The organism is Zobellia sp. B3R18 (assembly GCF_018860715.1).
GTDB lineage: Bacteria > Bacteroidota > Bacteroidia > Flavobacteriales > Flavobacteriaceae > Zobellia > Zobellia russellii.
Map to the genome: position 1 here is coordinate 153,984 of NZ_JAHKQG010000013.1, position 19,019 is coordinate 173,002.

Sequence of the window (19,019 nt, forward strand, 5' to 3'; positions counted from 1 at the left end):
TTGGTTTGTTATTGTCTTTCCTTAACAGGTTTCAAATGTTCCTTTTCAAAGCCATCAAAAAAATAAGGGTAGTTGTCCCAAGGCGATTCCCCCTGCATTCTTGGGTCGTTCGTCTCTTTTAAATGGGCAAACAAGTCTGTTTTCAATTCAATGCACAAATCGGCATAAGTCTTGTCAGAAGCCAGATTATGTAGTTGAAAAGGGTCTTTTTTTACGTTGTACAGCTCTACTTTAGGGCGTTTTTCAAGTGATAGGTCGGCATAAAATTTTACAGAGGCTTCATCTTTGTTTACAATTAAATATTCACGGGAAGGTCCGGCGTCAATATCTCCGTAAAAACCTTGGTGTGGAGAAGCAAAATCAGGATTACCGGAAGGCCATCTGTCAGGTTCAAAATTTATCATGTACAACCAATTGCCTTTCCGAATGGTTCGTATGGGATACGGAGCTCCACCAGGACGGCAATAGGTGTGGCGTTCCAAAGCCGTAAATACCCGATCTCTTTTAGGGTCTATTTGCCCGCTTTTATTGGACAGCAAAACTTCAAGAAAACTATTTCCTGTAATATCTTTGGGAACAGCAATACCAGCGGCTTCTAGTAAAGTGGGAGCAAAATCAGTGAAGCTTATAAAATCATCTACGTGGTTGCCTCCTTTAATTTTATTGCCCCAACATATGGCTAAAGGCATATGTGTGCCATAATCATAGCATGTACCTTTTGCACGGGGAAAAGGCATTCCATTATCTGCCGTTACAATTATGATAGTGTTTTCTAACTCTCCGGCTTCCTCTAGCGCTTTGATCATCCGTCCTAAGTGCGAGTCAAACCATTCTATTTCATTGTAATAATCGGCAATATCATTACGTATCAATTCATTATCTGGTAAAAAACCGGGCACCTCTATCTTTGCAATATCTTTGCCTGCTCTAGCGCCACTTCCAGCATCGTATCCTCGGTGGGCTTCATGTGACCCGAACCAAAAAAAGAAAGGTTTGTCCTCTTCTTTACTAGAAAGAAATGCATTGAAGTTTTCCGCATAATCTTTATTGGACATATTTTTTGGGGCATCCATTTTAATGTGGTTGAACTCTGGAGCTAATGGATGTGTCTGGAAGGGCTCATTTTTATTGGCCGGCATATACCCTTTGCCCGAATGTCCTGTGCTATATCCATTTTGGGACAATAGAGTGGAAAAAGTGGTATACTTTTTTGGCAATGCTCCAAACAATAGTCCGCCTTCTTCAAGTTCCCAAATGTTACGACCTGTTAAAATGGAAGCCCTTGACGGGGCACAGGAAGACACGTTCGTATAGGCGTTGTTGAATATAACCCCACTCTTAGCAACACGGTCAAAATTAGGTGTGTTTAACTCTGCGGCACCTTGATTGGAAGTATGTGCAAAAGATTGATCATCAGCAATACAAAAAAGGATGTTCGGTTTTTGCTGAGCAGCTGCTTTTGCAAAGCATCCATTTATCAATAGTAGAAGAATTACTAATGTTGTCTGTTTATTAAAAAAAGTCATCATTTTTTTTGTCTAATATTTGTTAAGCCTTAATTGTTCCCGTTAAATACAATATTGGAGATAATTTATGATGTGGTTATTTTCCTCTTCCTGTAATTTTTAATCCAATGTCTTAATCTTAATCGATTTAAATTCTACTCCTTGACCTTCGGCCTGTAGACCAATAAAGCCACTTGATATTGCTTTGCCATCAACTAGCACAACTGGATCAGAACCTACTATGGCACGACCTCCAATTATAGGGTTAGAGTATTGCAAAACAGTATCTCCTTCCACTATATGCGTTATATTAGATTGCTTATCTACAATTAACTCACCCTTAACCCATTGATTCCATTTGTAAGTTTTGGAACTAGACTGTACAACATGCTGTTTGATTAATTCACCATCTTTATGAATGTGCGTTCCCGGGCTGCATGAATTTCCCGTATGCCTTGGTGTCCCTTCTGTTTCTTCTGCTAAAAATTGAAATTCTACAGCTACCGGCCATTTCTGGTCTTTTAAAATGATTTTTGGGTCTTGTGAATGAAACATAATACCACTGTTACGGTAGGCATGTATAGGAGCCTCATCCATCCACTGTTCTGTAAAACGATATTCGAACTTAAGGTGATAAGCTGAAAATGGTTTATGATAAAATAAATGTCCAAAGCGTTCTCCAAATTCAGTATAACCATCATAATTTACTTGAATCACACTGTCAACCACTCTAAAAGTATTTGCGTAATTATCTCCCAATTCATGATGGTTAAACTTAACTACCCATCCATCTAAATTTTTTCCATTAAAAAGAACTTGCCAATTTTCCTTATCCGTTTTTTGGTTTTTTAGCTGTCGGCATTGGCAGAAAGTAAGCACTATAGCAAAGCCAAAAATCATTTTATATAATCTCATAAATTTATTTTTTTACATTAACCTTCGATTATTTCATATCAACTTACTCTAACTTATCTGTGCTTTTTCTTTCCAGTCGGTGCTATTTATAAAAACCAAATGAGTGTATAATGTGGAAATTTTTGTAAAGCTTAATCGTTGTTTGATGAAAGTTTAGAATACGCTATAATCAACTTTCCTTCCTTTGTTTTTCCAAGTAATTTTCCTGCAAAATTGATAGCTGTGATGCCGTTTCCAGAGCCGTCAAATTCCACGATGAGGTCTTTTCCTTTTTTCTTGGTTTTAGAAACTTTAGAACCTTTTCCAAAATCGACTTTCTCAGAAGCACCAAATCGTAAAGAAGCAAGGTCAATATCATTTTGAGCATCAAAACCTGCTTCTGAAAGTATTAGAATTTTAATCTTTTTTGTGGTTGAATCTACCTTCCTTTTATTCAGCATCTTAATGCGTTTATGCGCAGTAAGGGGAACAATGATGTTTTTTGAACTGTGTTTGTCCTTAGCCATATCATCTGCTTTTGGGACATCTATCACAGCAAGGGAAAGATGGGTGGCCCTGCGGTATTCATCTTGTAATATATGCGGGCGCTCTAGTTTGTACCAATGGGTTCGCGTACCGTCTTCATAGGAAGTATTGTCCGGTGTGTAGGCCGTACCGGGATTGAATTTCCAATGGATGCCATCGTGTGAACGTAGATAAATTGCCCGATAATCCCAGAATGCATTGATCATCATATGATACTGTACGTCATCTTTCCAAAGTACGGGGTCTTCGTAATTGCTGTTTCTATATTTTTCAGGGATAATAGGGTTGTATCTGATCTGGTCGGTCAGCACGGTATAGGGGCCAAGCGGGTCGTCCGTGGCACTGCGCATCATTTCCCCGGCCTTTGTTACAAATAGAAACCGACCATCTTCTAATTGAACTCCCGAAAGATTGCGATAATAACGATATGACAGTTTTTCGTCTTCATTAGTGCTTTTCCAATCAACGGTCATGGTTCCCAAACGCTTCCATGGGCCATTCATGGTTTTAGAGGTGAACAAGGTAGCTTCCCAGTCTACGAGGGAGTAGAGCATATATGTACCGTCGTTCAACAATATTATATCTGGATTATGGCCCAATCCATTGTGAAAACCATAGGCCGTATCTTTTTTTACCTTGTAGGGTCCTGTTGGGGTTTCGGAGACCACATGGGCCACTGTTGAGTTGGGCCATTCCCAATGGCCTTTGGTTGCATTTGCCGGCCATCGGGTAACCAATATATGGTATTTTTGGTCTTGGTCTTTTACCGGTCTGCCTCCCCAATAGCTCCACTCTGGGCCTTCTATGCCATTATCAGGGTCACGTGGTAAAACACTTTCTGCACCCCAAAGATCGCTTAGTAGTTCTTTGTGAATGGGCATCGGTAGAATAAGATCACTGAATGAGGTTCCAAATACTGCTTTTACTTTAGCGCTTACTTGTGGTGAAGCCTTACTTTTATTCCCAGAGTAATCATGAGCAAATACTACATAAGAGTTGTAGACATCTTTTTTTGGGGTAAAATCTACATACTCAGAACCTGTGAGGTCATGAGCAATCTGGCGTAGGTGATTTCCATTGGCATCCCCTCTATACACGGAGTAACTGGCCACATCGGTATCTACACTTTTGTTCCATTCCAGTTTAATTTCGGTTTCAAGGGCCTTAATTTTTAGGGCTGTCGGAGGTGCGGGTGCGTCACTGTCTATTTTTTTAAGCAGCACTTTGTTAGAGCCCGCAGATTCTGAAGTGTCTAGGCGGGTTACAACATATCTATATGCTATACCGTTAATAAGGTTTGTATCGGTAAAACCAAAATCAGCAGTCGTGGTTAGTTTGTTGTAGGCTTCGCTTTTTCCTTTGCTTCTGTAAACCGAAAACTTGCTGTCTGAATTCGCTTTTTTGTCCGTCCAATCCAAACGGATACCGTCGGCCACTATTTTTCCCGAAAGGGTAGGACCTTCTTTTTCGGGAGTTTTTACGCTAAGGTTGACATAATCTAGAAAAACCTTAACGTCTTCACTGGAATAAAATACGACCCGAACACGGGGAGGTCCCGCCATTACGTCTTTTTGGGTTACGGTATAGGTGCCCGAAAAATGTTCTATGGTTTTGTCCGAACCTATGAGTTTTACTTTTTCGGCCAAGATGCGCTCTTGTTCACCAAAGAATAGGTGTAAGGAAAGGGAACCCTTGCTGATGTATTCCAGATCGGCCCCAAGGCTCCAGTTCAATTCATCGCCCACTTTTAGGTCTTGATAACCAGGGGTGGTGTTCAAGGGCTTGGAATCGATATAGGCATAATCGAAAGAGCTAAAATAGCGACCGGCGAAAAGGCCCATAGAATGTCCCTCTTTTTGAGGTTCCATAGAGGGTTTCCAGAATGGGGATTGCAATCCGAGGCGCCAAGAACCGGCCTGTATCAAATTAAAGTCACCATCGTTTACATTGGGATAGGGGGCGTTGTCCCCAAGGAGAACAATTTGTGCCGATAAGCTCAAATGGCAAAAAAGAAGCAAGGCAATTGACAGAAAAGTGAATGCAAGGTTGCTTTTTTCTTTTTGCCGACGGTGATTTAGAGGTATCATTTTCTGTAGTACTATATTAGTGATCTATTATTTTTAAGCGGGAAAATTTAACGGCGCTCGATTTTTAGTACATAAGCGAAGTCGCAAGGTTTTTCTTTGGGAAATTGAACAACAAGACCTTCCGTTTTCTGCTCCCATTTGATGCTTTCACTACTTCCCAACATTGAAATGCTTTTGATATCGTTGGGATAGAGCTTCCCCTTACTGCCTAATGTTCTAATGGTAATTTGTTCCCCTGGCCATTCCATACAAATGGCATATAGGTTTTTGCCCTTCTGGGTAAACCGAATATCTTCCGAAGTGTATTTCGGAATCAATTCCCCGTGGTTCTTTCCTTGCCCGTGATGGCCTGGGTTAGTTACTTCCGTAGGGCCTTCACCATAAAATATCCACGGCATGGTATTGTAAATAGCTTCCCTGTTGATCTTTAACCAATCGCCCATGGCATATAGTTCCTTTTTGGTTTCCTCTGGAAAACTACCATCGGCCTTAGGGGGTACATTTAGGAGCATTCTGCCGTTCTTGCTGGTCATATCGACCAACATATCGATTAATGTACCGGCATCCTTTACCTTGTTCACAGGGTTATAAAACCATGTACTAGGCCATTCAAAGTGGCGTTGCATATTGATGTCGGCCATCCATGGGTCATATTGCATTCCCAATAGGTTTCCGTCTTCGATATCGCGAATTCCTATTCCCGGTGGAATATCATGGGTCTTATAAAATACTTCTACTTCCTTTCCTAGTTCTTGCCCCTTATTGAAATAATCACTGATCAATTTTTGTTGATAGCTTTCCGGTACACTGATCAGCTCATTATCTCCCTCAGGTAACAGGCGGCCCCGGTCTGTGTACTTTTTTAATTCACCCTTTACGGTTCCTCCAAATCCAGTATCGAACCAAATCATATCTGGTTCGTATTTATCGATAGCTTCAGAAATACGATCAAACCAAGCTTTAAAAATAACTTCTGCTATTCGGCCTTCATTGGCCGTAGCGTACTTTGAGTTGTCCTCATAGGGGTTGAGGTAAGTTGGATCTTCCTTTGATAGTTGGCCCCACATACGGCTCCAAAAATCACCCGTATGAAAAGATGATATTATAGGCATATTGCGTTTGCGTAGTTCTTTTGCCAGGCTCCCGTATATGTCTACTTTAGGGCCTTTTTTCACAGAATTCCAATCGGTAATATCGCTATTCCAATTTACTATTCCGCTACCGTGCCACGCTACGGGTCCGCCAAATTGGGCACCCGCATCCTCCATTAAATCTACCCAATTTTTAGCATCGAACTTTTCACCTTTCCAAGCTTCAATAGCTTCAAGAACGGTCATTTCTGGGTTTTTGGAAGCTACTTGTACCGTCTGCGGCCCCCAATGAAAATAGATTCCGAATTTCATTCCGTACAACCAATCTGGTGTGTTGTGTTTTTGCAATGAGGACCATTCTGCTTCATAGGACAAAGCTGATAGTTCACTTTTTTTGTTTGAGTTTTGGGCAAAACTTATTGCGGTTGTCACGATGAAAACATGGCAGAAAGCAAAAAGGGTTTTAAAGTGTTTCATTTTGGTTATTTTTTGTTCTTATTTGGCCCATCCGTCGGTACTGCCGTTTAAATAGCTAACAAACCAACCACTGCCCCATCCGGCACACCAAAGCACATCTTTGTTGTAGGGGTCGGGTTTAACGTCTACTATCTTATCTGGTTGGCCCAAACCTTTATTGATTTTTTTCCAGCTTTTACCGCCATCTGTACTCAGGTAGATACCCGGATTCATGAATTTACCTGACATGCTTACCTGTTGACCCGCAGCACTGATAACGATAAGTTTTGGGTCTAGGGGAGAGGTTTCGGCCTGCCATACAAAGGGAGCCTTGAATATTTGTTGCCAAGTATTACCCTGGTCCAGACTCCGCCAAACTCCACCTTCTTCATAAGTACCACTACGTTGTCCGGTAGAAATAAGAATATCTTTGGTATTACGATCTATGAATACATTGTTCACCGAATTTATGACGGATGGAATGGTCATCTTCTCCCAATTACTTCCTTTGTTTTTAGAGATATAGAGCCCTCCGTTTTTATCGTTGAGTGCGGCGTATAGGGTTTCCGGTTGGTCTGGGTGCATAACAATACGGCGTACACTTGCATTTTTGTGAAAACCGGTATTGCTCAATTCCCAAGTATGGCCTCCGTCAAAAGACCGATAGAAACCATAGCCGCCTTTGGTAAGTTTTTCAGGTTTTCCTCCACCTATTTCCGAAATTTTTCGGGCAGTAGAACAGAAGTACATAGTATTAGGATTGTTAGGGTCAATCAATAAGGAGTTCTGTGGGGCCAGACCTTCCCATGAATTATTGGCGGCTTCAAAAATAGTGGCAATATTGGTCCAGGTTTTTCCACCATCGGTTGTTTTTCGCAATTTACCGCGGTGTTCTTGGCGCCAAGACAAAACAAAAATAGTATTAGGGTCTTGTGGATGCACCGCCACGGTAGATATGGAGTGAGCACCGTGGTTACCACTATGGTCATGTACTTGGCCTTCTATTTGCTCCACGGCTACAGCCTGCTTGTCTGGCCACCCTTCTAAATCCGTAGTTTGCCATAATCCGTGCTCGCCACTACAGAGCAATCTTCTATTTTTAATCCCAGTTTCTAAAAGCATAAACCTTCCCGGGAGATTACTGTCTCCACGGCCAATCCACTTATTGCTTCCTGGAGAGGTTTCATAGTCATCTACTTGTTTCCAAGTCTTGCCTTTATCCGTAGATTTTAAGGTTTGTTGATTTATACCAATGTAAAGGTTTCCTTTGGGACCTATGGACATCATACGGTTACCGGAAGTACCAGAGGTACCGTTCATGTAAGTTTGAAGATGGGCAAACTTAATATTGGTTCCGGTAGGGTTGTTCCTGCTTTTCCAATAGTCCAGATCCTTGTTTCCTTTCCAATACGGACCGTATCGGGCACAGGTAATCCAAGTTTTTCCGCCATCTAAGCTTCGCCATACATCACCTGGGCCAAAGGTGAAATCGTGTTTGCGATTGTAGCTGACATAGATTTCGTCTTTGTTTAAGGGGTTAACTACCAATCTGTTGAAAACCGGAAGTGTTTTTGTAGGCAAAGCGGTAAACTTTTTCTTTGATTCCGACTTTGATATGCCAAACCAGTGCCCCATGGTTCTATGAAAACGGTCTACTTCGGCATTGGAGTGGAGGGCGGTCATATCAAAATAGAGATTACCGGTAATATCTTTCCAGTTTTTACCGCCATCGGTACTTTTAAATAGGCCTCCTTTTGTGGTTACTGTATTTCCTTTGTTTTCATAAACCGTTTGGTCTACCAAGTACAGGACAAACTCATTGGTTTTTGAATCATAGTACGAGGTTAGGTCTCGGGGGAGATTATTGGGGAGTCCCTTGCCGCTCTTTTTCCAAGAAAGTCCACCATCTGTACTGCGCATCAACCCGAAATTAGTAGCCATAACAACATGTTGATTATTATTAGGGTCTACAATAATCTTTCCCACATCCGTCTTTTCGTGAAGACCTTTGGTGATTTTTTTCCATGACCTTCCTTTATCCGTAGACTTGTATATGCAACCATAGACTGCGTATTTTAAGAAAATACCGTTAGGGTTGGCGGCGGATCTATGGTTACTTTTTACGTTCCAAAAATCTCCTGCACCTGCATACCAGATTGAATCATCTGTTGGGTCTACGGCCAGTTCGCTCATACGCGTTCCTTCTTGTTCGTAATACCAGCCTTTTTCAAATGATTTTGGGTCGTTGGGGTCTATGTATACGTCTGTATGACTTCCTCCTAATTCTATCGTTTTTTTCCAGCTTCGACCCCTATCAACAGTTTCAAAAACCCACCCGTTCCAATCGATAGCCATACCGTAATCCGGGTTTTGAAGGGAGAATTCAATATCCAAGACCCTTTTCATATCATGTCCCAATCCATCGTGGTCTTTTAACGAGTGCCAAGATTTTCCGTCGTCCCATGTTCCATAGCTCACATGCATATCGGGCCCCATGAACATTACATTGGCATCCGTAGGGTGGTTCCAGAATTCTTCGCAATAGCCAGACATTCCCGGACCAAAATTCTCCCATTCAATGGAAGAATCCGATGCTACTTTCTCCGTTTTGATCTGTTGAAAAAAGTCTTTGGTCTGGGCTTGAAGTGTTGTAGTAAGACACCCCAACACAAGAAATAAAATCGTTTTTTTCATAGTTCAATACTCTAATTTGCAACTATTTATAGTTCGTTATTTTTTAATCCATTCCAATTTGTCAATACTTACCCCTCTGTACGGCCATTCTACACTTGATATGTACCATTGTCCATCCTCACCTTGAAAAATCTCGGGGGCATGGGCATCCAACATGGTAATTTCCTTTTCTTGGTCCTCACCAAAGTCATTTAGATCATTGGATTTGTAAACGTAGGCTTTATGCGTATAAGCACCTTGAATATCTTTACCGTCCCAATCATCTTCCCAAGCACAGACAAAAAGGTAAAATGTATTATTGTGAAAAAGTAAGGATGGCGATTCAGGATCAAACTTGTTGGTTTTTAGAATGGTTTTAGATTCACTCCAGTTAACCAAATCTTTAGAGCTTACCATTCGGACGCTTTTTATGGAACAGTACGTCAGATAATATGTGCCTTTGTATAAAAGCAAATTAGGGTCGCGGGCACCATCCGGGTCCGAGAAGAGTTCTCCTTTTGGCTTCCAATCATATAGATTATCGGAAACTGCCATGCGCATTGGGCTATGGCCGTAAACCATCTGAAATAAACCATCTTTTTTTACAATGTAAGGTGCATGGTTGGCAGCTATTTCTCCTGGGCGATCTTTTGGGGTCAATATTTTAGGGAGGTCATTATAGTGGTGCTCCTTTACTGTCTCTTTAAAATCTGTTGCTTCTGATACGGCATGAAAAGAACCATGCTCGCCTTCATGTATGCCTTTATTGAGTGGGATTGTTTCTACCAATGGATGGGTTATTCCAAAGATATGCCACTTGCCATCATTACCTTTTACAAAGGTGTGGTCGTTAGGAACCCATTCATTATACCATTTTCCTTCTTTTAGGTTAGGTGTGTCAGGTGCGAAAAAATAATCGCCATCGGGCATATAGATTCGTACATATTCATTGGCCTGTTGTGGTACTAATATATTCTCCTGAGCCCTAAGCCCCATGTGAAAGAGTAAAAAGTATACAGCTAAAAGTTGAAAGGTACTAGTTTTCATTTGGTATAGTGTTGGTGGTGGGTTGGTCTGTGAGCATATGCTCAAGTCATAATGTCTATTTTAGATTGATTACTAGGGTTTTATGTTGGTTTGTTATTTAAAGTGAAAGGGTTGTGTATGTGTTGAATAGCCTTGCCCGTTTTCAATATTTTGAGCGTGGTAATACGATTCCCCTATTGAAAACGAGCTTGGTTACTTTCTCATTTTTTAGCCGATTATAGTTCTAGTTTTCCTTCAGCTTTTTAGTAGCGTTCATGGCACGTTCTCGCTGTTTGGCATTGAGTCCATGCTCTAACAAATACTCGAACTTTGGAGTATTGTGGTGGCGTTTCATTTGTTGATCATCAACATCTAAACTTAGGTCGCAATCAAAACGAACTAGAACCACATGATTCTTTTTCCAGTCTCGAGTAGGGTTGGCAAAATGTGAAATTCCCCAAGTAATTCCACGACCATATTTAGTATCTGTAAAGGCATCAGCAATAAAAGGACCACCTGCATCTGGCATCATTTCTACCATGGCGGCAATCTCAAAATTCACCCAATCTTCCGCATATTGTATGGTGTTCATTTCGTTACCGTCTCTAATTGCAAAAGCGGCTACCCCTTTTTTGAAAGGAAATAGGGTTGTCTCATGTCCTGAACTCATTACCGGGTTCAGTGGGTGTTTTTCAAAAGGACCTAAAGGATCATCTGCTATAGCAAGCCCATGCATGCGCACATTACCTTTGGTTTTCGTTTTACCAAAATCGGATTTATAATACAGGTATATTTTTCCGTTATGAACTATAGGGTAGGGGTCATGAATGGAAAATTGGTCCCAAGAACCAGGAGCTCCGTTAGGTATAACTTCTTTGTTTAAAGGAGTCCATGGACCATCAGGAGAATTGGCATAAGATACGGCAACGGGACAATTATCTCCACCACTTTTTCCCGGAGCTTCAGAAAACGCTTGATAATATAAATAGTATTTCCCTTTCCACTTTAAGATATCTGTAGTGGTAACGGAACGCCAGCCTACTTGAGGTTTGGGAGGTCTAGGAACGGCAACACCTTGCTCTTCCCAAGTAAATCCATCTTTGGAGGTAGCGTAGAATATATCCGCCAAATCCCAATCTGCAGAGGGAATAGTATCATTGGATTCCTCTACCCTTGGAATCCCTACCGGGGCCACAGGGGTTTCTCGGTGGGTGTACCAAATGTAATATTTACCATTTTCAAAAATTACCTTTGAGGGGTCTCTTCGTGATATGGTGCCATCATTATCATGATAATCAAAACCTTTAAGTTCTGTATATTTAAATTGGGTGTACAATTCGTTGGATTCGGGACGAGCTCCTAAGTAGTTATCATAGTTCCGTTCTAAAGCGGCACTCAAAGGTCTGTTGGGTTTCTCTTCTGGCAACTCATAAGGAAATGCCTTTTCTTGGGCTTGGGCCATTGCAAAAGTGCTCAAACTTAATGCTAGTAAAATATACTGTTTCATACTACTGTTCTGGTGTTTCTGGTTGAATAATATGTTTATAAAATGATTATAGCTTAATGGTCTTGTTGGGTTTGGGATGTTGTGTAACATACCACCCGCTACCACGTGTTGATGTATAGAATTTACCGGGTGTATAGTTGTCTATGGCAATATCGTTTATGCGATCGCTTTGACCATTGCCCAGATTAATTTTAGCCCAAGTTTTTCCAGCGTCTTGCGAAAGGTAGGTGCCAGGATTTTTTGTGCCGATGGAAACATTCCCTAGAGTAGATACCAAAATGGTATTTGGGTTATAATAGGCCGTTTCAATACGGTTAGTCCAAGGATAATCAAAAATACGTTTCCAGTTACGCAAATTATCATTGCTCACCCAAACCCCTCCGGCATTGGGTTTGCCTTTTTTGGTTCCTGCAGTAATGTAGGCCTTTCCGTCTCGGGAAAAATGAATATCGTTTATACCTTGGTTACCGGATATCTTTTCGGTAGATGAAACTTTTACCCAAGAAGCCCCATTGTTAACAGATTTAAAAAGACCTCCGTTTTTATTCTGTACGGTAACATATAGGGTGTTGGGGTCTTTTAGGGAGAACGCTATTTTAGTGGCGTCACGTGAAGTGGGTAAACCTGTATTGGCCTCTTGCCATGTTTTTCCTCCGTCATGGCTTTTATGTACCCCAAATCCGGTTACGGAATTACCTACCCATTCCATATCAATAGAATTTTTAGGGACTACAAAGTACATGTTTTCCGGGTTTTCAGGGTCTATAATAAGGTGATTTTGATGTACGCTTTGGTCTCCACTATGTGCCTTTATCTCCCATTTTGGAATGGCAATACCATGTTCTTTCCATGTTTTTCCATTATCAACGGATTTTAATAATTTACCCTTTGCAGCCTGCCTAAAGAACAAGGCATAATGAATAAGCGTGTCCTTGGGATGTATGGCGTACCAGCTTAGTGATGTTTCATGGTCCAGAAAATTATGGGATTCTGCACCTTGGGCTCCAGGACGAACCTTAGGCCCTTCATCATTGGTTACCCACAAACTATTTTCTCCCGCCATGCAGAATACCTTATTTTTTATATCCGGATGTTGGTAGAAACCATGGCCGGGCAAATTACTGTTTCCCGCTCCTACATAACTCTCCGTTCCAGGGGTGGTATACTCATCATCAATATCTACCCATGTTTCCCCTTTGTCATAGCTCATAAGCGATATTTTTGCCATTTGGGTGTGAAGCACGGTACCGTCTGCATTCCACCTGACAAAATTGGACCCTTTACGTTCATAGAAATCCCTATCTACCCAATCTTTTAGGTAACGAAGTGAGATGTTGGTTTCCATAGGGTTGCCTCTTTCTTTCCAATATGCATAGTCCTTAGAGGTAGTTTTCCAAGCTTTTCCGTTACGCAGGGCAACGTGCCAATTTTTGCCTCCGTCTTTACTGCGCCAAATCTGACCGGGTTTAAAGTTGTTTCGGGAAGCGTTGGAATATTCATTGTTGAGGTAAATATTATCTGCATCATTCGGGTCCACCGCAATGGTGTTGAAACGAATGGTAATGGCCGAAGGCATTTGAGGGTACTTCTCTCTGAATTCGCTATCTTTCATATCAAAAACATAAGCGGCACAGTGTACATAGCTCTTTTTGATATCTGCATTCTTTTTAAATTGCCGCATATCCAAAGGCAAATTACCTTCTAGTTTCTCCCAACTTTCGCCACGGTCAACACTCTTGAAAATTCCACCCTTATCATTGGTCAATGTTTTACCATCTGTTTTCCACATGGGGTTACAGATAACGTAAAGGGTCAGTACATCATTTTTTTCATTGTAGTGATGGCTCATGGCCCGCATTACATCATAATCAAAACCCTTGGTTTTTTTGGCCCAGGTGTTTCCTGCATCCGTACTTTTATAAAAACCATAATTGGTACTGGCGTAGATAAGGTTAGAGTCTTTTGGGTCTACCAATAAGGTTTCAAATTGGGTTTTTGGATGTAGCCCTTTGTTCAATACTACCCAGTTCTTGCCTTTGTCCGTACTTTTCCAAAGTTTGTTCAAACTTGGTTCGTGTTCTTTGGACCCATGGGGTTTGCTATTGGGGAACAACATTCTACCTAAATGTCTCATTTCACCACCGCCGGCATACCAAATATTGTCGTCCTTGGGGTCTACGGTAACACAGGAAACGTATTTGCCTTGAAAAGCGGGATGATTTATATTTTTCCAAGACCGGCCTTGGTCGTTGGTAATGAAAATCCCCTTATTTTTGTCATCGCTACAAAAACCAAAGTCCGGGTTTTGGCGCGAGAAATCTACACTAAAAAGTTGCATAGGGCCTCGTTGTCCTTCCCTGTAACCGGATTCATCACCATTCAACATGGTATTGTACGTTTTTCCCTTGTCAAAAGAAACATAAGAATTGCCCATGTTAGGACTTATATAAAGTGCATTTGGGTCTGTAGGATGCCAAAAAGCACATTTGTTGTTGCCACTCATTCCCGGACCAAATTGTTGCCAGACCACGGCAGGATCGGATGTTACTGTTTCCGTTTTTAGGCGTTTGAAAAAAGTAGCTCCTTTTTCCGGTGTTTGTGCATATATAGACATTCCTAGGAAAAGGAAGGAGAGAGGCACTATCTTACATAAGGAGTTTTTGCTCATATCACTTTGGTTTTGAAAACGGAAGTCTATTTATTTCATCAAGTTGATGTACAGGGTATTTTGGTCTAGAATACTTTTGTTATCACCATTTATAGGGGCAATGTTGGCCGTTAGCTTATAAGGTGCTTCGGTAGATAGTTTATCTTCTGTGTGGACCACAGCCGTAATATTGGCATATCCCGCGTAAGCGACAAACTTGGATTCCGCTACTTTTTCGCCATCGTTATCAAACAATTTTAGTTCTATTTCACGGTCTTGATTAGCTTTATAGGTAAGGGGTATCTCTATAGAAGTAGATTGTTTTTGGGCAATAATGGGGCTATCAAATGATATGTTTTCGTTGTAAAGTTTTAGGTTGTTTCTTTCTTGAGAGTTGGAATCATTGGCATCTACCAGTTTATAGGCTCTGACCCAATCATAGTACACTGTGTTTTTGCTTGGGTCGTTCAATTCTTGGGCAGTGGGAATTTCGATCCACGGAAAAGGGTAGGTTTCACTCACTAAACGCATGTACATAGGTTGATCAAAAGGCATATCTTTTACCTTGTCATAAAACTTTTGGTGTTTGGGTGCCCGGTCATTGTAGTAGTAGCTGGTCGTACTTTCATTTTGCCACCAGCCACCGTAGATATTAAAATCTTGGGAGGTAAGTCTTTCATCTTCAAATTTTACTTGTGGGGCTCGGTAGTCATGTTTTTCACCATCACAGTCCGTATACCAGAAATGTGAATTGGAGTGCATACCACTGGCAAAGTAACTTCCATTAAAATCACCTTCACGACCAATAGATTCATGAATATCCCACTCCAAACCGTATTTATCACAATCGTTAGGTCCTTTAAAATTGTTGCTGCTCGAAAACCAGAATGTTGTGGACATGGTAGTAGCTGCGGCCTTTACGCGGCATTCATAATACCCGAATTTTGTAGATTTTTTTGAAACCACAGCGGCTCCACCAACATTAAAAGTTATATCTCTACCGTAGGCATGAACTATGGTATCCTTCTCAAGCTTTTTACTCGTCATTTTAAGAAACCCGTCTCCTACGGAAACCTGTGAGGCCATAAAAAGACCGGGTGGCCTACCTATCCAAGTAGGGTGGTGGTCATACCATTTTGTAGTGTCCAATTCTGTACCATTAAATTCATCTGAAAAGTCCGGATTTAAGACCCAACGCTTGCCCATAGGAGGTTTTGGTGGTCCTTGGCGAGTTTCTTCTTTGGTTTCGTGCATTTCTTGAGCAAATACACTGCCGCTTACAAGTAAAAAAAATGCAATGGTCTGTTTCAAAATCATTTTATTTCGTTTGTATTATTTTTTAAGAGCGAAAGCTAGATGTTCACCCTTATTTTGATTTTTTTAATGGTTCAATTTTTCCTATGCCGTTTTCAGGAGCGTCATGGGCCGTTTCATGCAAATTAAACTGGGGAATGGTTTGCAATAGTTGGTCACGTTCCGCCCTATGGGCTGGTGAGACTTGGCTCCAATCCTTGATTTTAGGAAAGCTAATAAGGTCATCTGGTGTTTTGCTTACATCGTACCACACATCGTTGCCATCTTTTAGTACAAGATTTCCTCTTACTATTTGGGTTTCTTTGTGGTAGCCATATATCCAATCTCTATGCGTTGGTTTATCCGTAGTCAAGAAAGGCATTAAACTTTCGCCATTAATTTCATAACTATCGGGTATTTCTACATTGGCAATATCTGCAATGGTAGGAAGCATGTCTGACATGTTTACGAGTACATCCTGCATTCCTTTTTTGGTAAGCTTCATGCCTGGAGCGTAAATGATAAGCGGCACGTGGGTACCTTTTTGCGAAATTGAACTGGATTTTCCATAACCACTGGTGCCATTATCCGCACAGAAGATAAAAATGGTGTTGTTCTCAATACCGAGTTCCTTTAACTTGTTCATATATTGCCATACCTGATAATCTAAATAGTTTATATGATGGTGAATACCGCTATCTGTAACCGTGGCATGGGTGTTATAAATTCCATTGTCGCCGGTAACGTTAGGTAGTGTGCGCGAATATGCCTTTCCGTTCCAAGAAATTTTTGGGGTTCCGGGCCATTTGTTTCCGGAGTCAGGGTTTAGGAAGTCCCAAGCGTCATGACCTAAGTGACTGGTATGGTACACAAAGAAAGGTTCTTTTTCTTCTTGCTTCCTTTCCATGAAATCAAAAATAAAATCCAGTTCTACATCTGGGCCAAAAGTGTTCAATCCAAATTCTTTCTTTGATTTTTTAGTGTTGGGCCACCAAACCAATTTTTTGTTGGTACCCGGATAGTTCATAAGTTGAACATGGGGTTTCCAATACCAACCGGACTGTACATAGCTTTTTTTGTGAATTTCTTTATTGGTATCGGCATTAAAAATCTTCTTCTTTCCGTTTATTTTTCTAGTTTCCAAACGGAAGTCCGTGGTGTGTATAGCTTTGTTATAAGAACCTTCACCAGGGGTAAAACACCCTTCATCAAACTGAAATCCTTCTATATCCATTTGTGTTTTTCCGGCCCAAAAGGTAGCATAACCACCCGCTTTGGCCACATGGGCAATGGAGTGGGGCGAACTGTCATATAAGTTCCAAACGCCTTTTCCGTTTGGAGCCTTACCTTTATCGCTATTATGCCACCATTTATGCAAATGCGCGTATCTGCCTGTCATCATCATGGCTCTACTTGGTCCGCAAACTGTGGCTGCCCAAGCGGTTTTTACGTATAAACCTTCTTCCGCTAGTTGATTCAATACGGGCGTCTTGGCCCTGTATTGCATGTCCGAACTGTTACCTCCCTTTGGTGGACTCCAAACTGTAGAGCCGTAAATGGGAAGTTCACGGGCACTAATATCATCGGCATATAAAAGAATGATATTGGGTTTGTCCTGAGCTACTCCTAAAGCGGACATCATTAGGCACCCTAGCACAACCCATAAGATTTTATGATTTATAATTTTCATGCTCAGTTTTGAATTTGTTCTTAAGTGTTCTGGATTTAATAAAATTCCCAAAATCCGTATTTCTCTCCTTCAATATTTTCTTTAGTATCACCCAATTCTTTTGCCTTTTCTTTCATTTCCTTGCGCATGGTCTTTACTTGATCGGCATATTGGGGAAAGAAGGAAAGATCATAAACTTCCCAAGGGTCGTTTTTTATATTGAACAATTGGGTAACACGGGATCCTTTTACGGTTTCCCCGCTCTTTTTGTCATAATTGTTGGCACGTACGTATTCAATGAGTTTATAATCCCCTTTTCTATAAGCTCTTTGGAATTGTCTGTAAGCGTGGTAAGTGTAATCCCTAACGCTGCTCTTTTCTTTATTGATAACCGGTAATAGACTTTTACCGGTAACAGAACTAGGTGCATCAACACCAATGAAATCCAGTATCGTTGGGAAAATATCAAAATTATAAGCTAACGCCTCTCTTTTACTGCCCTTGTCTTTTATGAGATTACCCGAAAAAACAAATGGAATATGAACCCCATCTTCATCATATATATTCTGTTTTCCCATTAAACCATGATTGCCAACTGCCAGACCACTATCACCAGCAAAAACAATTAACGTATTTTCATAAGCGCCGCTTTCTTTTAATGACGCAATGACTTTACCTATTTGAGCATCTAAATGCGTAATAATAGCGTAGTAATCAGAAAGTTGTTCTTTGGCTACTTCCGGTGTTCGGGGCCATACGGCCAATTCTTCATCCCTTAAAAACATATGTCCATTATCAAAAGGATGTTGTTCCATATAGGATGGGGGAAGGATAATATCCTCAATGGGGTACATGTCTTTATATTTCTGTGGCGCCTGTCTTGGGTCATGAGGTGCATGAAACGCTAAATACATGAAGAAAGGGTCTTTCTTTTTGTAATCCTTAATATACTCCGAAGCACTTTCTGCATAGATTTCGGACGTATGTGGACCATCTTTTTCTGTGGCAGAAGGGCCCCTTTTATCTTCTTTGGTTACCGATCTACGAACCACTTTTCCATCCTTGTCATACACTAATATATACCCGTCTTCCTTTTTATAATCACCATCTTTTTTCCAGTCCCAGGAAGGCATACGAAAGTGATCTACCAAATAAATACCTCTAGACATTATACGGTCTCCTGAATCAAAAGAGCGAGCCAAAGCATTATTGTCTTGGTGCCATTTGCCCACAATATGGGTGTTGTAGTTTTGGGCCTGTAAGGCTTCGCCTATGGTTTTATGTTCGGGTGGAATGGTGTGTCCTTGTCCTTGTAATTCAAATACATTTCTGCCTGTTAATAACATGGCCCTACTTGGAACGCAAGTAGCACCGGAAAAAGCACCCATCAAATATCCATTGGAAAATGAAATGCCATCAGCAACCAAAGCGTCCATATTTGGTGTTTTTACCTGCATGCCACCCAAAGCATGTACCCCGGAAAAGCGGTGGTCATCTGTGTAAATAACGAGTACATTAGGCCGGTCTTTCTTTTTGGTTTTGCTTTTTTGAGCGCTTGCGGGAAGACCTAACAGTGTACAAAAAGCGATTAAAATGTAATGGGAAAATCGATTTCTAAAATTCAT

At 41.1% G+C, this 19,019-nt stretch carries 11 protein-coding genes; all 11 read right to left on the minus strand.

Annotation, left to right across the window (positions count from 1 at the left end; translation table 11 throughout):
• Positions 1 to 8 precede the first annotated feature (8 nt).
• The 11 genes from KO513_RS15365 to KO513_RS15415 all read right to left on the minus strand — a co-directional run bounded on the left by KO513_RS15365 (position 9) and on the right by KO513_RS15415 (position 19,019).
• A complete protein-coding gene (locus KO513_RS15365) occupies positions 9 to 1,529 on the minus strand; it encodes a sulfatase family protein (protein WP_215914155.1) in 1,521 nt (506 codons plus the stop codon).
• Positions 1,530 to 1,625: 96 nt separating this feature from the next.
• The gene (locus KO513_RS15370; RefSeq protein ID WP_252735871.1) at positions 1,626 to 2,420 is read right to left on the minus strand and encodes a 3-keto-disaccharide hydrolase; all 795 of its coding nucleotides are present in this window, start codon (positions 2,418 to 2,420) and stop codon (positions 1,626 to 1,628) included.
• 131 nt (positions 2,421 to 2,551) lie between these two features.
• Positions 2,552 to 4,945, minus strand: coding sequence for a hypothetical protein (locus KO513_RS15375; protein WP_215914156.1), 2,394 nt, complete (start codon positions 4,943 to 4,945; stop codon positions 2,552 to 2,554).
• A gap of 134 nt (positions 4,946 to 5,079) precedes the next feature.
• Positions 5,080 to 6,600 (minus strand): alpha-L-fucosidase, encoded by a 1,521-nt coding sequence (locus KO513_RS15380; RefSeq protein WP_215914157.1) that lies wholly within the window; start codon positions 6,598 to 6,600, stop codon positions 5,080 to 5,082.
• An 18-nt stretch (positions 6,601 to 6,618) separates the two neighbouring features.
• Positions 6,619 to 9,273: a sialidase family protein gene (locus tag KO513_RS15385; protein ID WP_215914158.1), complete on the minus strand. Its 2,655-nt coding sequence runs from the start codon at positions 9,271 to 9,273 to the stop codon at positions 6,619 to 6,621.
• 36 nt (positions 9,274 to 9,309) lie between these two features.
• Positions 9,310 to 10,299, minus strand: a complete 990-nt coding sequence (locus KO513_RS15390) for a family 43 glycosylhydrolase (RefSeq protein ID WP_215914159.1) — start codon at positions 10,297 to 10,299, stop codon at positions 9,310 to 9,312.
• A gap of 223 nt (positions 10,300 to 10,522) precedes the next feature.
• The gene (locus tag KO513_RS15395) at positions 10,523 to 11,785 is read right to left on the minus strand and encodes a glycoside hydrolase family 117 protein (RefSeq protein WP_215914160.1); all 1,263 of its coding nucleotides are present in this window, start codon (positions 11,783 to 11,785) and stop codon (positions 10,523 to 10,525) included.
• Between the two features lie 46 nt (positions 11,786 to 11,831).
• Complete coding sequence (locus tag KO513_RS15400; RefSeq protein WP_215914161.1) at positions 11,832 to 14,453, minus strand: VPS10 domain-containing protein; 2,622 nt, start codon at positions 14,451 to 14,453, stop codon at positions 11,832 to 11,834.
• A gap of 30 nt (positions 14,454 to 14,483) precedes the next feature.
• Positions 14,484 to 15,749 (minus strand): family 16 glycosylhydrolase, encoded by a 1,266-nt coding sequence (locus KO513_RS15405; RefSeq protein WP_215914162.1) that lies wholly within the window; start codon positions 15,747 to 15,749, stop codon positions 14,484 to 14,486.
• A 49-nt stretch (positions 15,750 to 15,798) separates the two neighbouring features.
• A complete protein-coding gene (locus KO513_RS15410) occupies positions 15,799 to 17,415 on the minus strand; it encodes a sulfatase-like hydrolase/transferase (RefSeq protein WP_252735872.1) in 1,617 nt (538 codons plus the stop codon).
• A gap of 35 nt (positions 17,416 to 17,450) precedes the next feature.
• On the minus strand, positions 17,451 to 19,019 hold the full coding sequence (locus KO513_RS15415) for a sulfatase-like hydrolase/transferase (RefSeq protein WP_215914163.1): 1,569 nt from the start codon (positions 19,017 to 19,019) through the stop codon (positions 17,451 to 17,453).

Excerpts from the sequence above, each read along its gene's own strand:
- KO513_RS15365 (WP_215914155.1), bottom strand. The coding sequence starts at position 1,529 with ATGATGACTTTTTTTAATAAACAGACAACATTAGTAATTCTTCTACTA.
- KO513_RS15370 (WP_252735871.1), bottom strand. The coding sequence starts at position 2,420 with ATGAGATTATATAAAATGATTTTTGGCTTTGCTATAGTGCTTACTTTC.
- KO513_RS15380 (WP_215914157.1), bottom strand. The coding sequence starts at position 6,600 with ATGAAACACTTTAAAACCCTTTTTGCTTTCTGCCATGTTTTCATCGTG.
- KO513_RS15385 (WP_215914158.1), bottom strand. The coding sequence starts at position 9,273 with ATGAAAAAAACGATTTTATTTCTTGTGTTGGGGTGTCTTACTACAACA.
- KO513_RS15390 (WP_215914159.1), bottom strand. The coding sequence starts at position 10,299 with ATGAAAACTAGTACCTTTCAACTTTTAGCTGTATACTTTTTACTCTTT.
- KO513_RS15395 (WP_215914160.1), bottom strand. The coding sequence starts at position 11,785 with ATGAAACAGTATATTTTACTAGCATTAAGTTTGAGCACTTTTGCAATG.
- KO513_RS15400 (WP_215914161.1), bottom strand. The coding sequence starts at position 14,453 with ATGAGCAAAAACTCCTTATGTAAGATAGTGCCTCTCTCCTTCCTTTTC.
- KO513_RS15405 (WP_215914162.1), bottom strand. The coding sequence starts at position 15,749 with ATGATTTTGAAACAGACCATTGCATTTTTTTTACTTGTAAGCGGCAGT.
- KO513_RS15410 (WP_252735872.1), bottom strand. The coding sequence starts at position 17,415 with ATGAAAATTATAAATCATAAAATCTTATGGGTTGTGCTAGGGTGCCTA.
- KO513_RS15415 (WP_215914163.1), bottom strand. The coding sequence starts at position 19,019 with ATGAATTTTAGAAATCGATTTTCCCATTACATTTTAATCGCTTTTTGT.